Origin of the sequence: Hymenobacter cavernae, assembly GCF_014641455.1 — a bacterium.
GTDB lineage: Bacteria > Bacteroidota > Bacteroidia > Cytophagales > Hymenobacteraceae > Hymenobacter > Hymenobacter cavernae.
In genome coordinates this window covers 333,395-347,028 of the sequence record NZ_BMHT01000005.1, presented here as the reverse complement: position 1 = coordinate 347,028, position 13,634 = coordinate 333,395, and the positions used below count along the sequence as shown (strand labels likewise).

The window sequence follows — 13,634 nt, the reverse complement described above, 5'->3', positions numbered from 1 at the left end:
GTACTACGGCGCCGCCGGGGCGCACGTCGGTAGGCTCAACAACGATGGGGCGCGTCCGTTCCCACTCCACAAACTTATCCAACTCGTCCTTGATAGAGGTGCTGAACCACGCCACCAAGGCCACGTCGTCGAGCATACCTAGCACCGGAATAAAGTCTGGAATCAAGTCAATAGGGAACAGGAAGTAGATCGTGACCGCCACGGCCGCTACTACTGTAGAGGTTGGTAGGCCCGTGTATTCACCCGAAATAGATAGCTTGATCAGTCGGAACAGCGTCTGCATCGTTTCCCACACTTCGTGGGCGATGGTGCCTACATCTTTCTTTTCGCTGGCTTTTTCATAAGCATCATTCAGCAACTGCTTGATGCGGCTAGGTTTCTTGAGGTATTCTTCGGCCTGGCTGAGGAATTTTTTGAATAGAATAGAGCCAGCAACCTGTTCACCTTTGGGGTTTCGTGTATCCATAAGTAGAAGGAGAGAGTGAGAGTTAAAGCAGAAAGCTAAAGGAGGCACGCCTCAGCCTTGTATTGACTATTGCCGGAAGCAACTCCCGGGGAAGGCTGAGGACACAACCATAAGTTGCCTGCTATACTAATTCAGGGCAAAATAGTTTTCAAAGCGACACGTTTGCAAACCTAGTGTCAACAGGCATAAAAAAAGCCCCGTTCTACTGAACGGGGCTAAAAGATGCTTCTATAGAAGTTAGCCGTTGGCTATTCATTCTCAACCCGGCCCGCTGCGTAGAAATTGCGGTGGTAATAAGGCTGGTTGAGGGAACTGACCATCACGCCGCCGTTGGTAGCGGAGTGAGCAAACTTGCCGTCCTTGATATAAATACCAACGTGGTAGATTGGCTGGCCCGGACCGCGGCGGAAGAACACTAAGTCGCCGGCTTCCATTTGGTCTTTGTTCACACGCTTCACGTTCTCGAACATGGAACGGGAGCTGCGCTTGAGCGTGATGCCGTAAACCTCCTGGAATACCCGCGTCACGAAGCCGGAGCAGTCGGTACCTTTCTTGGAGTTGCTGCCGTAGCGGTAAGGTGTCCCGATCCAATCGGTGACGGTACGGAGCAGGTCTTTATTTTCATTGAAAGCTAGGTCCACACCGAGCGTTTGGGCGTAGTAGTGGTAAGCTAGCGAATCGCGGGAGGCGCTAGTAGCGTCGGCCGGCGTCGTATCATCAAAGAAGCTCGGTAGCAGAGAAGCTTCGGCTACAACAGGAACCGAAGCAGAGTTGGTAGCGTCAGGTGTGCGCTCGAAGAAGAAGGAAAGCGTAGTGGAAGCAGCGGCGAGGCAATACAGAATGGTGTTTTTCATTGTCCGTCGTAGGGTGGCAAAATCGGATTCCTTGGTGGCTTGTGAGCCGGAGCGTACGTCTTTTTACTCGATAAATTCGGAGCGTAAAGCAGTAAAAAACAAGCTGTAAATGAGCCGCAAAAAGCGGCAAAACCGACGAATATTTCTCCCGCCGATGGCTAAAGCTAAACCATAAATTCTTTGGTATCCAAATTAAGGGCACCAAATCGAGAAAAATTCTTGATTTAGGACTACTTTTTTCTGGAATATGCCTGCCTGAGATAAAACCAAAGCTAAACCATTCGCGTACAAGCCGCTCGCTGATTTTACCACCTATGAAACCTCCGCGTATTCTCCCTAATTCGCCTTTCGCACGCATTGCCCGCCGGGTGCTCGGCTCGTCGAGCGTGGCAATGGTGCTGGGTAACACAATTCACCTAAGCGGCGCGACTAAAGAGGAGTTTCTGTGCGACCCCTATTGGGTGGCGCACGAGATGTGCCACATCCAACAATTTCGGGAACACGGTTACCTAGCTTTTCTGTGGAAGTACCTGGTGGAGTCGGCGAGGGTGGGCTACTACAATAATAAGTACGAGGCCGAAGCGCGCCTGGCCGGTCAGCGCGATGCGCAACTCTACGCCCACAACGGCGTGCTGCCCGACCCTGCCACCATGCACCGCGGCGCCGGTGAGCCGACCTAGGTTCTGCTGCTAAAATGAAAAAGCCGTTCCTTAATTAGGAACGGCTTTTCGGTATGGAGCGCGAAGCCTGCGCTTCGCGTATCGTTGAAGACCTAGGTTTGAGATTACTCCTGTGGCGCTTTCTCGAACTGCTTTTCTCCTAACGCAGCCAGCCACGAATCGGGAATAACGTTGCCGAGAGTGGCCATTATCTTGTTCTTAACACCCGAAATGACACGCGGCTCGCCTTTCATCAGAGCTTCGTAACCGTCCTTGGCTACGTCTTTCGGGTCGGCTTTCTCGCTCTGGCCTTCTTTCGTGTCAGCGGCGCCGGCGGTTTCGAAGAACTCCGTTTCGGTGGCGCCGGGGCAAAGGGCAGTTACGGTCACGCCGGAATCTTTCAGCTCCGTTGTCAGGGCTTCGGCGAACGATAGTACATAGGCTTTCGAAGCCGCGTACACGGCCAAGTTCGGGTTGGGCTGGAACGAAGCCAGCGACGCTAGCTGCAAAATCCGGCCTTTGCCCCGCTGCTTCATGTCGCGACCAAACAGGTACGTTAGCTCGGTAAGCGCCGTAATGTTGGTGTTGATCAGGGCCACGTTGCGGTTCAGGTCGGCCTCCAGAAACGGACCCGCTACGCCAAAGCCGGCGTCATTGATGAGAATGTCAACCTGAAGCCCTTGGCTTTGAACTTCGTCGTACACTTTCTGGGCCGCGCCGGGCTCACCTAGGTCTTGGGTGATGAGGGTAGGGGTGATGTGGTGGACGCTTTGCAGGTGCTCGGCAAAACCTTGCAGGCCGCCGGGGTTTTGGTCGACCAGAATGAGCTGGTATTGATCTTTGGCAAGCAGGTGAGCTAGCTCCTGCCCAATGCCGCTGGCCGCGCCAGTGACGAGGGCCACCGAGAAATTAGGATCGTGTGCCATGAGAGACGTTTCGTTAGGTTGTTGAGGGGAAAGGGTGGTGCAATAAGATGCTTTCCTCGTACTACCCAGCTGAACAGAAAGTTGCGCGAAAAAGAAAAAGGCTACTTTGACCGCAACCCCATCGAAAACGTTTACGAATACACGAAAGTCACTTGCCTTGTCAAGCGACCATTCCGTTGCACTCTAACCCATTATCGCTCATGGAAAGCAAAAAACATTCGTCGCCTGACCAAGATCCGGACCTGACCTCCGTTAATACCACTGATTCAACCTCCGCTGACGACCTGGGCTCGGCTGCTACCGCTACTACCAGCCAGGACAACGCGCTAACCATCGGCGATGAAGGTGTAGAGCAGGCCCCGCAAGGAAGCCAAAGCGACCAGGACAGCCAGCAATCAGGCAACCTGTTCGATAGCACCATCGACGCCCTGAACCTAGGTGCCGTGGGCGATGCTGCAAAGAAACTGCTCGACCAATCGGGCATCAAGAACACGGTAAACCAATTGCCGCAAAACCTGAAAGACCTAGGTTCCAAGGCCACTACACAGGTAAATAAGCTGAGCACTACGCAGAAAATAGTAGGCGGTGCGCTGCTGCTAGGCGGTATTGGTTGGCTGGCGCTCCGCTCGAAAGGCGGCAAAGCTGACTACAGTGCCAAAAGTGCGTATCGCGGCAGCTCTGCTGGTGGGCACACCGGCACCGGAAAATTCAGTTCAGGCGACAGCTACGGCTCGCGCTATAGCTCCACTAGCAGCTACTCCTCGCCGGGTTCGGTGAACGAAGGCAGCTACCGCGGAACTTCAAATCCGGCTACTTCTGATTCCGGCAGCGGTTCGCACGGTAAAGGCACCAGCACCGATTTCGCGCTGTAAGCTAGGTTAAGCTAGCTTCAATAAACAAAAAGGACCAGAGCCGCCGCTCTGGTCCTTTTTGTTTTTCAATGGCTCTATAACTGCTCCGCAAAATCCTATCAACTACTATTTAATCGGAAGTAGAGGCGCGCAGCTTCGCTAAGAAGAACTCCTGATTGAAGTTCAGATACACGCCACACGAAAAGTCGAGCAGGTGCGCGTTAAAGTCGTACACCGGCTCCAGGCGGGTGGAAAGCACCACGTGGCCCGGTAACCGGAAATCACGCAGAAAGCGCACAAGAAGAATCTTGCGATTCGCGTCGGTGAACTGCGGATTGGCAACCGTCGTGGAAACGGACTGGTACAAGCGTCCGCCCAGCGGCGCTACGAAGTGGTTGCCCTGCCAGTAGCTCAGCAGCACATTCACAAAGCGGGTATCAGCGCCGGCGTTCAGGTACAAGCCCGTGCCGCTGCTGTACGGATACGCTTTGGTGAACGAATGGTCGTCGAAGAAGGCGCCGTATGCCTCGGCCCGCAGGCGCTGCACGGTGCGGGAAGGCAGCTGCCGGGCTACGCGCAAACCCAGGCTGTAGTTGAACAGCGTTTGGAGCGGCTTGTCGAGCGTATCAATCTGGCCGCCGTGGTGTTGCGCCGTAAACTGTACCGGCACGCTGAAGCGCCAATTGCGAGTAGAATCGGGCGTAAGAATGAACTCTGAAGCTAGGCCCCCAGTGATTTCCTCCTGATAATTGCTATAGCGATACTGCTGCCGCTGCCAGTCTACCCACGTATCTAGCCGCACGTGGCGGGCCTGGAATTGGTATTGCAAGCCTTCTTCGAGGCGCTTCAGAATCACCCGCTCAAAGTCGAACAGTGGCTCAATGTAGCCGTGGTGCAGGTGGCTTTCGATGTTACCAAACAGTACGCGGTTCTTGCCGTTCGGGCTCTGGTACACCGCCGTAAACGTGGGGCGCACTTGCTGCAAGCGCGGGTTGCCGTAGTCCTTCCACAGAAAAACGCCGGCTTCCACGCGCAGATTGGGGCTGGGAAAGTACGTCAGGCGCGGGTTGAACTGCGTGCCAAACAGCGTGTAGCCGTCGGCAATCTTGTTGAAGTACTCGTTGTCCTTGAAGAACTGGAACGCGTTGACACTCAGCCGTAGCTGATGATCATAGGCGGGCCGTACGGTGAGCGGGTAAAGAAAAGCGCGGTTGTCGAGCTGCGCGCGGGCGTTAGGCGCCAAGCCCAGTAACAAACATAAACCTAGGAGCAGGCTAGTGCGGGTAAAGCAGTTGGCCACGGGCGGGTCGCTAAAATGAATTCCCAAACCTAGGCAATCAGGCCGTCATTCCGCGCACGAACCTAGGTCAGCGGTCAGAAGCCTAAAATCAGTATTTCGGCCGGAAAGGAAACTAATTCAGAAATTTAAGCTTGTAGCAGCAGGCAGCCGCGCTGTTGGCAAGCAGCCACGATTTCCCTCACGAAGAAATCATGTTGATGCCTAACTTTGCTAAATAACAAGAAATCAGGTCTCCGCCCGACGTAATTACCTTATCCTTATTGGCAGCTGTCTGCCGCTACCTCTTACCTGCCCGGTCCCATGCCTCCACAGCCAGCTTCTTTCACGCTTGTCAATTCCCATGAGCCACATCGTGGGCGGGCGAAGCAACTTCTTAAAGCACACCCGGAAGCCCGAAGCCTGATTACGAAAGCGCCCGTCACCTTTGCCGTGATGGTGGGATGCGTAGCAACGCAGGTGCTGCTGGCGTATCTGGTATCCGACCTGGCCTGGTACTGGATTTTGCTGGTGGCTTATTTTGGTGGAGCCTTTTTCTCGCACACGCTTTTTGTCACGATTCACGAAGCGGCTCACAATCTGATTTTTAAGAAGACGTGGCAAAACACGGCGGCCGGCATCTTCGCCAACTTCCCGACGGTGGTGCCCACGGCTATTTCGTTCAAGAACTTCCACTTGCAGCACCACGTTCACCAGGGCGTGCACGAGCTGGATGCCGATTTGCCCGATTGGTACGAGGCCAAATTGATCCGGAACTACTCGATTGGAAAAGCCATCTGGCTGTTCTTTTTCCCGTTGTTTCAGGTTATTCGCACGCTGCGCTGCCGCGAAGTAGCCGCCGTTGACCGCTACGTAGTGGCCAACATTGCCGCGCAGCTCGCCTTCGACGTGGCTATTGTGTATTTCTTTGGCTGGCCGGCGCTGCTGTATTTGTTCATGAGCTTCTGGTTTTCAGTTGGTTTCCACCCGCTGGGTGCCCGCTGGATTCAGGAGCACTACCTCACACTCGACCCGGAGCAGGAAACCTATAGCTACTACGGTCGCCTGAACGGCATCAACCTCAACGTGGGTTTCCACAACGAGCACCACGATTTGCCTTCCGTGCCCTGGACGAAGCTGCCGGAGCTAAAGGCCTTGGCGCCTGAGTTTTACGAGCCGCTGCTGCATCACACGTCTTACACCAAGCTGTTCTTGCGCTTCGTGTTCGACCAGGAAATCAGCCTTTACTCCCGGATTACGCGCCCACGCCGCGACCAACGGGAAACGGCTTCCGCCTCGCATTAAACCTAGGTTGCTCAAGCCTACGACCTAGGTCTGTTCAGAAAGTAAAAACGAAGGAGCCGCCTCAGATTCATCTGAGGCGGCTCCTTCGTTGTAGGCGGAGCCTAGCGATTTACGAGCACAGCATAAGTATGCCGGTTATTTCTATATTTAGCTATCGGTCTTGCACTTATCTCCCACCTCGTTAATTCCTGTTCTATGAATCCAGCTGATCTTCTGATGGCGCCTATGGCTGGCGCCGAACACCGCGAAGTCGGTGGTGTAAAGTTGGATTTCATGCGGGCCGGGGCTGCCCGAGTGAAGCGCGTGGTATATCCGCCCGACTTCCGCTGGTCGCGGAATATGAAGCCGATTGTCGGGACCGAGCTGTGCCAGCACGCACATGTTGGTTTTTTGGCGCAAGGACAGCTACGCATTGAATACGCCGATGGAGCCGCTGAAACGTTCACAGCGCCACAGGTCGTGGTCATTACGCCCGGCCACGATGGTTGGGTACTGGGCAACGAACCTGCCGTGATGATTGAGTTTGACTTCGAAGGCGAAACCATGCAGCGTCTGGGGCTGGAAAACCTGCACCAGCAGTCGGGAAGCAATCAGTAACCTAGGTTTCTGAGGCTGTATGGCAGCTCGCGAATAATTGAGAACTACAAATGCCTAAAAGCAAAAAGTCCCGAAAAGTGCATTTGTTGCAACCTTTCGGGACTTTCTGAGCCTTCTACGGGACTCGAACCTGCGACCTGCTCATTACGAATGAGCTGCTCTACCAACTGAGCTAAGAAGGCTGATAGCTAAGCAGCCGGCGCTACTTAGGGCTGCAAAGATAGGCAAGCTGTGTAAAAAGGCACAAGGATACGGCGTAAAAATTTCTGTTACCCGTTTCGAGAACTTCGCGCAACGCCACAGAGTGCTTGCTCGTTTGGTTGGCTAGGTAGTTCATCTGCCTGACTACTTCCTGATTCGCTATGAAAAAAAAATCTTCCGGCAACTTACCGCAGGCCCTGTTCAGCGGTTTTGCCGGCTCCATTGTTCTCACGCTGCTGCACGAAAATGCCCGGCACATCGCGCCCGAAATTGCGCCGCGTATGGACATCCTAGGTATGCGGGCTTTGCGCAAAATCCTGGACAAGGCCGATGCCCCGCAGCCGGATCGTGATACGTTGTTCAACGTGACGATGGCCAGCGACATTCTGACTAATGGCTTGTATTACAGCTTTATCGGTAGTGGAAAAGGCGTTTGGCAAAGGGGGGCGCTGCTAGGTTTGGCGGCTGGTGTGGGCGGCGTGGTGCTGCCCGGCCCGCTGGGTCTCGGCGAAGCGCCCAGCAACCGCACGCCCCAAACGAAGCTCATGACCGTTGCCTGGTACCTAGTGGGTGGCCTGGCAGCGGCCGGGGCTTCGCGGCTGTGGAGCAAGGCCCGCAAGTAGCGACGCTTCGGCAGAGCCGTTGTGGTATGCTACCTTTGCGGCCACGATGAAAGAACTCCGCAAACTGCTGGTCCGCGCGCTCGGCTTCGAACGTTATATCCGACTTGTAAGTCGCGTGTATCTGCGGCTGGTGGGTGCTGGTTGGGGCAAGGCCAAGTATCCAGAGCTGTTTTTTCTGGAACGGATTGTTCGGCCCGGCTTTGTCTGCCTTGATATCGGCGCCAACCTAGGGTACTACTCCGTGGCGCTTTCGCGGCTGGTTGGCGCGCAGGGCAAAGTGCTGGCTGTAGAGCCAATTCCGACATTCCAAAGCATCTGGAAGGACAACGTGCGGCTGAGCGGCTACGATAACCTGACGCTTTTGCCCTACGCTCTGGGTAGCCAGAACACTACCGTGCAGATGGGCACGCCCGAGCGCAACGGCCTGCTTCACCACGGCATGACCAAGATTGCCGCCAGCAACCCCGACGAAACCTACGCTCGCACCTACGAGGTGCCGATGCGCGTGCCGGATGAGCTGCTGGCTGACCTAGCCCGTCTCGACTTTGTGAAGTGCGACGTAGAAGGCTTCGAATACGAGGTGTTCCGCCACTTACAGAACACGCTACGTCGTTTTCGCCCGCTCATCCAAACGGAGCTAAATGGGCTGGAGAACCGCCGCAATGTGGTTGCGCTCCTGGAAAAGCTAGGTTACAAACCATTTGTGCTGTCGGAGCGTTCTGAACTTGTACCATGCACGACGGCGCAGTTGGAAAGCGCCGTTACCGCCGATTTTTACTTTCAACCTGTTACGACTGCGGCACCCGTCGCTTCCTGATGGCCAAATTCCTGCTCACCTTACTTGTTGTCTCCTTTATCATGCGCTTCGTAGTGCCGGTGGTGTTGCGGCTGCTCGTGGGCAGCCTCGTGCAGAAACAAACCCGCCGTTTCGAGCAGCAGTTCGGCGGGGGCTCGCCCTTCAGCCCGCCACCTAGCTCGGGGCCCGCACCCGGCGAAGTGCGCGTAGAGTACGTGCCACCCAAGCAGAAGGCACCGCAGCCGAAGGACTTCAAGGGCGGCGACTACGTTGATTTTGAGGAAGTAAAGTAGCTTACTCTATTCCGTGTAAAAACGAAAGAGCCTCCTGCTAACAGCAGGAGGCTCTTTCATTTGTTGGGCGGGTAAGCGCACCTAGGTTGCGGCAGCGCTTACTTTGGTATTATTGCCAGCCGCCGCCCAAAGCCCGGTACACATTGACCATGGCATTCAGCTGCTGCATCTTGGTTTCGATCAGGTCGAATTTCGATTCCAAAGCGTCGCGCTGGGTGAACAGAACTTCCGTGTAGTCGGCGCGGGCGGACCGGAAAAGGTTGTTGGAAATGGCGACAGACTGGTTTAAGTTCTGCACTTCCTGGGCCTTTTCGTTGTAGCTACTTGCCAGGTTATTGATGTTAGCTAGCTCGTTGGCTACCTCCACGTAGGCGTTCAGCACGGTCCGTTCGTAGTTGTACGCCGCCTGGGTTTGCAGGGCATTGGCATTGCCATACACGGCTTTGATGCCGTTCCGGTTAACCAAAGGAGCTACCAAATCACCGGCCAGCGAGTACAGCATCGATTCGGGTGTCGTGAACAACAGGGCGGGCTTGAACGCCTCAAAACCTGCCGAACCCGTGATGCGTAGCGCCGGATAGAAGTTGGCGCGTGCTATCTGCACATCCAGCTTCGCCGCCGCCAGATTCTGCTCCGCCTGCCGGATATCGGGTCGGTTGAGCATGAGCTGCGCGGGAACACCCGTCTGAATGGTGGTGGGCACCAAGTCGTTGAACGACGCGTCGTTCCGAACAATCGGGCGTGGGTACCGGCCCGTCAGAAAGTTGATCCGGTTCTCGGTTTCGGTGATGCGCTGCTGAATGTTGTATTGCAGGCTGCGGGTGTTGTGCACCTGGGCTTCAAAACGCTGAACAGCTAGCTCCGTCACCCGGGCCGATTCCTTTTGGAGTCGTACCAAAGCTAGGGCATTGGTTTGAAGCTCAATGTTCTGCCTGACAATGGCCAACTGATTATCGAGCGCCAGGAGCTCATAATACGAGTTGGCAATTTCAGCAATCAGGTTCGTCACCGTGAAGTTCCGACCTTCGACGGTAGCTAGGTACCGCAGAGCCGCTGATTTGCGGGCATTGCGCAGTTTGTGCCAAATGTCCACTTCCCAACTAGCAAAAGCACCGATCTGGTAGTTCTGGAGCGGTTCGGGGTTGCGGTGCTCCGGCTTGATGTTGATTTCCTCTTCCGTCGCACCCTGGAGCGTGTACCGACCCGGCCGTGCGGCATCAGCCCTGGCACCTAGGCCAACGAAGGGCAGGTACTCACCTTTGCGGATTTGAACTTCATTGCGGGCAATCTGAATTTCCTGCAATGCAATGTTCAGCTCCTGATTGTTTTGCAGCGCGGTGTCGATCAGAGAGGCTAGGTTAGGATCAGTGAAAAATTGCTTCCACTGAACCCTTCCCGTGCTAGCAGTATCCTGAGCAGCTGCGTTGTTGTAGCTGGTCGGAACGCGCCGGCTCTCGTTTTTTACGACCAACTCCGGCATTTTACAAGCCCCAACAGCTAACGACAGACAGGCTGCACCTAGGTATTTATAAATCTGTCTTTTAAGCATGAGTCTCAACTTCTTCAACTAAAACATGGGGCTCAAACTCCGATAAAGGATGTTCGTTTTCGTCCCCAATCAGCTTACGACCCGACGACAAGGTGCCGAAGATGTAGTATAGGCCCGGCACAATAATCACCCCGAAGACAGTACCGAACAGCATGCCACCGAGGGCCGACGTACCGATGGTGCGGTTGCCGATAGCACCAGCGCCGTGGGCAATGACCAACGGAATCAGACCGGCGATAAATGCGAAGGAAGTCATGAGGATCGGACGAAAACGCACCTTGGCACCTTCAATAGCTGCGTCGCGAACCGACATACCCTCCTCATGCTTCTGCACCGCAAATTCCACGATCAGTACCGCGTTCTTACCTAGCAGACCCACTAGCATCACCAAGCCTACTTGAGCGTAGATGTTGTTGGCCAGGCCCATCGTTTTGATGAGCAGGAAGGAGCCGAACACACCGGCGGGCAGCGAGAGGATTACGGCCAGTGGCAGCAGGAAGCTTTCGTACTGCGCGGCTAGCACCAGGTACACGAAGGCTAGTACCACGAGGAAGATGTACACGGCTTCGTTGCCGCGGCCTACTTCGTCTTTCGACAAGCCACCCCAGTCGATGTCGTAGCCGCGGGGCAGGGTCTTGGCTGCTACTTCTTGCACGGCCTTAATAGCCTCACCCGAGCTGAAACCTTGGGCCGCGTCGCCGCGGATGGAAGCCGTAGGGTACATGTTGTAGCGGTTAATTTCGTTGGCGCCTTGGCTCTTCACAATCTTCATGAAGGCCGAGAACGGCACCATTTCGCCTTTGTCGTTTTTCACCCACATGTCGAGCACGTCCTTGGGCAAGCGGCGGTACTCCGGCGAAGCCTGCACGAACACCTTGAAGAAGCGCTGGTACTTGATAAAACCTAGCTCATACGTCGAGCCGATCATGATGGAGAGCGTGTTCATGGCATTGCCGATGCTCACACCTTTCTGCATAGCCAGCTGGTTGTCGATCTGCAATTCGTACTGCGGATAGTTGGCCGAGAAGAAGGTGAACAGACCAGCCAGTTCCTTGCGCTTTTTCAATTCCGCCATGAAGTCCTCGTTCACCTTTTCCAGCGCTTTGTAGTCGCCAGTAGCGGTTTTGTCGAGCAATTGGAGCTGGAAACCACCTGCGGCGCCGTAGCCCGGTACTGCCGGTGGCTCGAAAAATTCGATGGTCGCGCCCGGAATTTCCTTCGCCTTTTCTTCCAAGCTCATGATGATATCGTGAACGGATTCTTTCCGCTCCGACCACGGCTTGAGGCTGATCAGCAGGGTGCCAGCGTTGGAGCCACGACCCTCAGTAAGTACCTCATAACCAGCCAGCGACGAAATGCTTTCGATACCGGGTACTTTCTCCGATAGCTTGGAGAGCTGTTGCGAGAGGGCGTTGGTGCGTTCTAGCGTCGAGCCGGGAGGCGTCTGGATGATGGCGTAGAGCATGCCCTGGTCTTCGGCGGGGATGAAGCCCGACGGCAGCGTCGAGGAGATGCCGAAGATACCTAGGCCAAAAGCTATCAGAATAGCGAAGGTGAGGATACGACGGTCAACTACCTTTTCCAGCAAGTTGGTGTAGCGACCAGTCAGGCGCTCGAAGCCACGGTTGAACCAGTCGATGAAGCGGTTGATGGGAGTCTTCTTCCGTGGCTGGCCGTGGTTGTTCTTCAGGATCATGGCGCACAGCACCGGTGTCAGCGTCAAGGCCACGATACCAGAAATAACAATAGATGAAGCCATCGTAATAGAGAACTGGCGGTAGAAGATACCCACCGGACCGCTCATGAAGGCTACCGGTACGAATACGGCCGTCATCAGGATGGTAATGGCGATGATAGCGCCGCTGATTTCGCCTACTACTTCGCGCACCGCACCATAGGGCGAGAGGTGCTTTTCCTCCATCTTGGCGTGCACCGCTTCCACCACCACAATGGCATCGTCGACCACAATACCAATCGCTAGTACCAGGGCGAACAGCGTAATCATGTTGATGGTCATCCCGAAGGCCTGCATGGCGATGAACGCACCTACCAGCGACACCGGCACGGCGATGATCGGAATGAGGGTAGAGCGCCAGTCGCCGAGGAACAGGAACACCACAATGGCCACCAATATGAAGGCGTCACGTAGAGTGTGAATTACGTTCTCCGTCGAGGCGTCAAGGAAGCTCGATACGTCGTAGCTGATCTTGTAGTCCATGCCGGGCGGCATGGTCTTCTTCAGCTCATCCAGCTTGGCTTTCACGCTTTTGATTACATCACTGGCGTTCGAACCATAGGTTTGCTTCAGCATGATAGCCGCTGAAGGGTAGCCATCGAGGTTGGAGTAGATGTCGTAGAACTCCGAACCTAGCTCCACATTGGCCACGTCTTTGAGGCGCAGTGTTTCACCGTTGGCGTTGGCCTTGATGATAACGTTCTTATACTGCTCCACGTCGCTGAAGCGGCCCTGGTAAGTCAACACATATTCCAAGGCAGAGGCTTCCTTACCGTCGGAACGGCCGATACGACCCGGCGAGCCAATAACGCTCTGGTCGTTCAAAGCCTCCATCACGTCGTCTACAGATAGGTTGTAGGCCCGCATGCGGTCTGGCTTCAGCCACACGCGCATGGCGTACTGGCGGCTACCTAGGATGCTGGCGCGACCAATACCGTCGATGCGCTGAATTTCGGGCAGCATGTTTACCCCAGCATAGTTGAACAAGTACCGCATGTCGGTATTCTTGTCCTTGCTGTACAGGTTCACATACATCAGCATGTTCGGCACCACGCGGTTTACCACTACGCCTTCGCGTTGTACCAGCACCGGTAATCGGTTCAGGATCTGGGCGATACGCGTGTTTACGTTTACTACCGCCTGCTCGGGGTTGGTACCTAGGTTGAACACGATCTGGATGTTGGCCTCACCGGCCGACACCGCGTCAGAAGTCATGTACTTCATGCCGGGCACGCCGTTGATGGCCTGCTCGAGCGGGATGAGCACCGATTCGGTGAGCACCTTGGCGCTGGCGCCCGGATATGCCGTGCTCACCATTACCATGGGCGGCGAAATCTCCGGGAACTGGGAGTTGGGTAGCGTATTAATGGCCAGGATACCCAAGAACATGATTACCACCGATATAACGATGGCAAACACTGGCCGACGAAGGAATCTACTAAACATAGTTTTGCTATATTAAAGCTAAGGGGCGGTCATGCTGAGCTTGTCGAAGCATCTCTA

The 13,634-nt window shown here is 55.1% G+C and carries 12 protein-coding genes, 1 tRNA gene and 1 pseudogene; 7 read left to right on the top strand and 7 right to left on the bottom strand.

The features are described 5' to 3' along the window. Positions 1 to 112: 112 nt before the first annotated feature. Together IEX74_RS23380 and IEX74_RS15020 are read right to left on the bottom strand one after the other, a co-directional pair. Positions 113 to 283, bottom strand: a pseudogene (locus IEX74_RS23380) (YkvA family protein); the annotation flags it as partial. A gap of 431 nt (positions 284 to 714) precedes the next feature. Next, positions 715 to 1,320 carry a C40 family peptidase gene (locus IEX74_RS15020; protein ID WP_188814829.1) on the bottom strand — a complete coding sequence of 202 codons (606 nt, stop codon included), beginning with the start codon at positions 1,318 to 1,320 and terminating at the stop codon, positions 715 to 717. A gap of 314 nt (positions 1,321 to 1,634) precedes the next feature. Here IEX74_RS15020 and IEX74_RS15015 point away from each other — a divergent pair, with 314 nt between their 5' ends. Then, positions 1,635 to 2,000 carry a hypothetical protein gene (locus IEX74_RS15015; protein WP_188814828.1) on the top strand — a complete coding sequence of 122 codons (366 nt, stop codon included), beginning with the start codon at positions 1,635 to 1,637 and terminating at the stop codon, positions 1,998 to 2,000. Between the two features lie 104 nt (positions 2,001 to 2,104). On the opposite strand, the gene IEX74_RS15010 is transcribed toward IEX74_RS15015, so the two are convergent. Then, complete coding sequence (locus IEX74_RS15010; RefSeq protein ID WP_188814827.1) at positions 2,105 to 2,905, bottom strand: SDR family NAD(P)-dependent oxidoreductase; 801 nt, start codon at positions 2,903 to 2,905, stop codon at positions 2,105 to 2,107. A 200-nt stretch (positions 2,906 to 3,105) separates the two neighbouring features. On the opposite strand from IEX74_RS15010, the gene IEX74_RS15005 reads away from it, so the two are divergent. Next, on the top strand, positions 3,106 to 3,777 hold the full coding sequence (locus tag IEX74_RS15005; RefSeq protein ID WP_188814826.1) for a hypothetical protein: 672 nt from the start codon (positions 3,106 to 3,108) through the stop codon (positions 3,775 to 3,777). Between the two features lie 109 nt (positions 3,778 to 3,886). Here the strand turns inward: IEX74_RS15005 and IEX74_RS15000 are convergent, their stop codons facing one another. Continuing rightward, the gene (locus tag IEX74_RS15000; RefSeq protein WP_188814825.1) at positions 3,887 to 5,083 is read right to left on the bottom strand and encodes a lipid A deacylase; all 1,197 of its coding nucleotides are present in this window, start codon (positions 5,081 to 5,083) and stop codon (positions 3,887 to 3,889) included. Between the two features lie 273 nt (positions 5,084 to 5,356). Between IEX74_RS15000 and IEX74_RS14995 the strand changes: the two genes are divergently transcribed. Both IEX74_RS14995 and IEX74_RS14990 read left to right on the top strand, forming a co-directional pair. Further along, positions 5,357 to 6,337, top strand: a complete 981-nt coding sequence (locus tag IEX74_RS14995) for a fatty acid desaturase (RefSeq protein ID WP_188814824.1) — start codon at positions 5,357 to 5,359, stop codon at positions 6,335 to 6,337. A 195-nt stretch (positions 6,338 to 6,532) separates the two neighbouring features. Beyond that, on the top strand, positions 6,533 to 6,934 hold the full coding sequence (locus IEX74_RS14990) for a cupin domain-containing protein (protein ID WP_188814823.1): 402 nt from the start codon (positions 6,533 to 6,535) through the stop codon (positions 6,932 to 6,934). A gap of 109 nt (positions 6,935 to 7,043) precedes the next feature. Here IEX74_RS14990 and IEX74_RS14985 read toward each other — a convergent pair. After that, positions 7,044 to 7,116, bottom strand: a tRNA-Thr gene (locus IEX74_RS14985). A 180-nt stretch (positions 7,117 to 7,296) separates the two neighbouring features. Here IEX74_RS14985 and IEX74_RS14980 point away from each other — a divergent pair. Genes IEX74_RS14980 through IEX74_RS14970 form a run of 3 tightly spaced genes read left to right on the top strand, consistent with a single transcriptional unit; the run spans position 7,297 to position 8,847 of the window. Continuing rightward, the gene (locus tag IEX74_RS14980; protein ID WP_188814822.1) at positions 7,297 to 7,758 is read left to right on the top strand and encodes a hypothetical protein; all 462 of its coding nucleotides are present in this window, start codon (positions 7,297 to 7,299) and stop codon (positions 7,756 to 7,758) included. Positions 7,759 to 7,804: 46 nt separating this feature from the next. Next, on the top strand, positions 7,805 to 8,575 hold the full coding sequence (locus IEX74_RS14975) for an FkbM family methyltransferase (RefSeq protein WP_188814821.1): 771 nt from the start codon (positions 7,805 to 7,807) through the stop codon (positions 8,573 to 8,575). Then, on the top strand, positions 8,575 to 8,847 hold the full coding sequence (locus IEX74_RS14970; RefSeq protein WP_188814820.1) for a DUF4834 family protein: 273 nt from the start codon (positions 8,575 to 8,577) through the stop codon (positions 8,845 to 8,847). The genes IEX74_RS14975 and IEX74_RS14970 overlap by 1 nt, the downstream gene beginning before the upstream one ends. Positions 8,848 to 8,956: 109 nt before the next feature. Here the strand turns inward: IEX74_RS14970 and IEX74_RS14965 are convergent, their stop codons facing one another. Together IEX74_RS14965 and IEX74_RS14960 are read right to left on the bottom strand one after the other, a co-directional pair. Continuing rightward, positions 8,957 to 10,396 (bottom strand): TolC family protein, encoded by a 1,440-nt coding sequence (locus tag IEX74_RS14965; RefSeq protein WP_188814819.1) that lies wholly within the window; start codon positions 10,394 to 10,396, stop codon positions 8,957 to 8,959. Continuing rightward, entirely contained in the window at positions 10,389 to 13,577 is a 3,189-nt protein-coding gene (locus IEX74_RS14960; RefSeq protein WP_188814818.1) for an efflux RND transporter permease subunit, read from the bottom strand. The genes IEX74_RS14965 and IEX74_RS14960 overlap by 8 nt, the downstream gene beginning before the upstream one ends. Between the last annotated feature and the right edge of the window lie 57 nt (positions 13,578 to 13,634).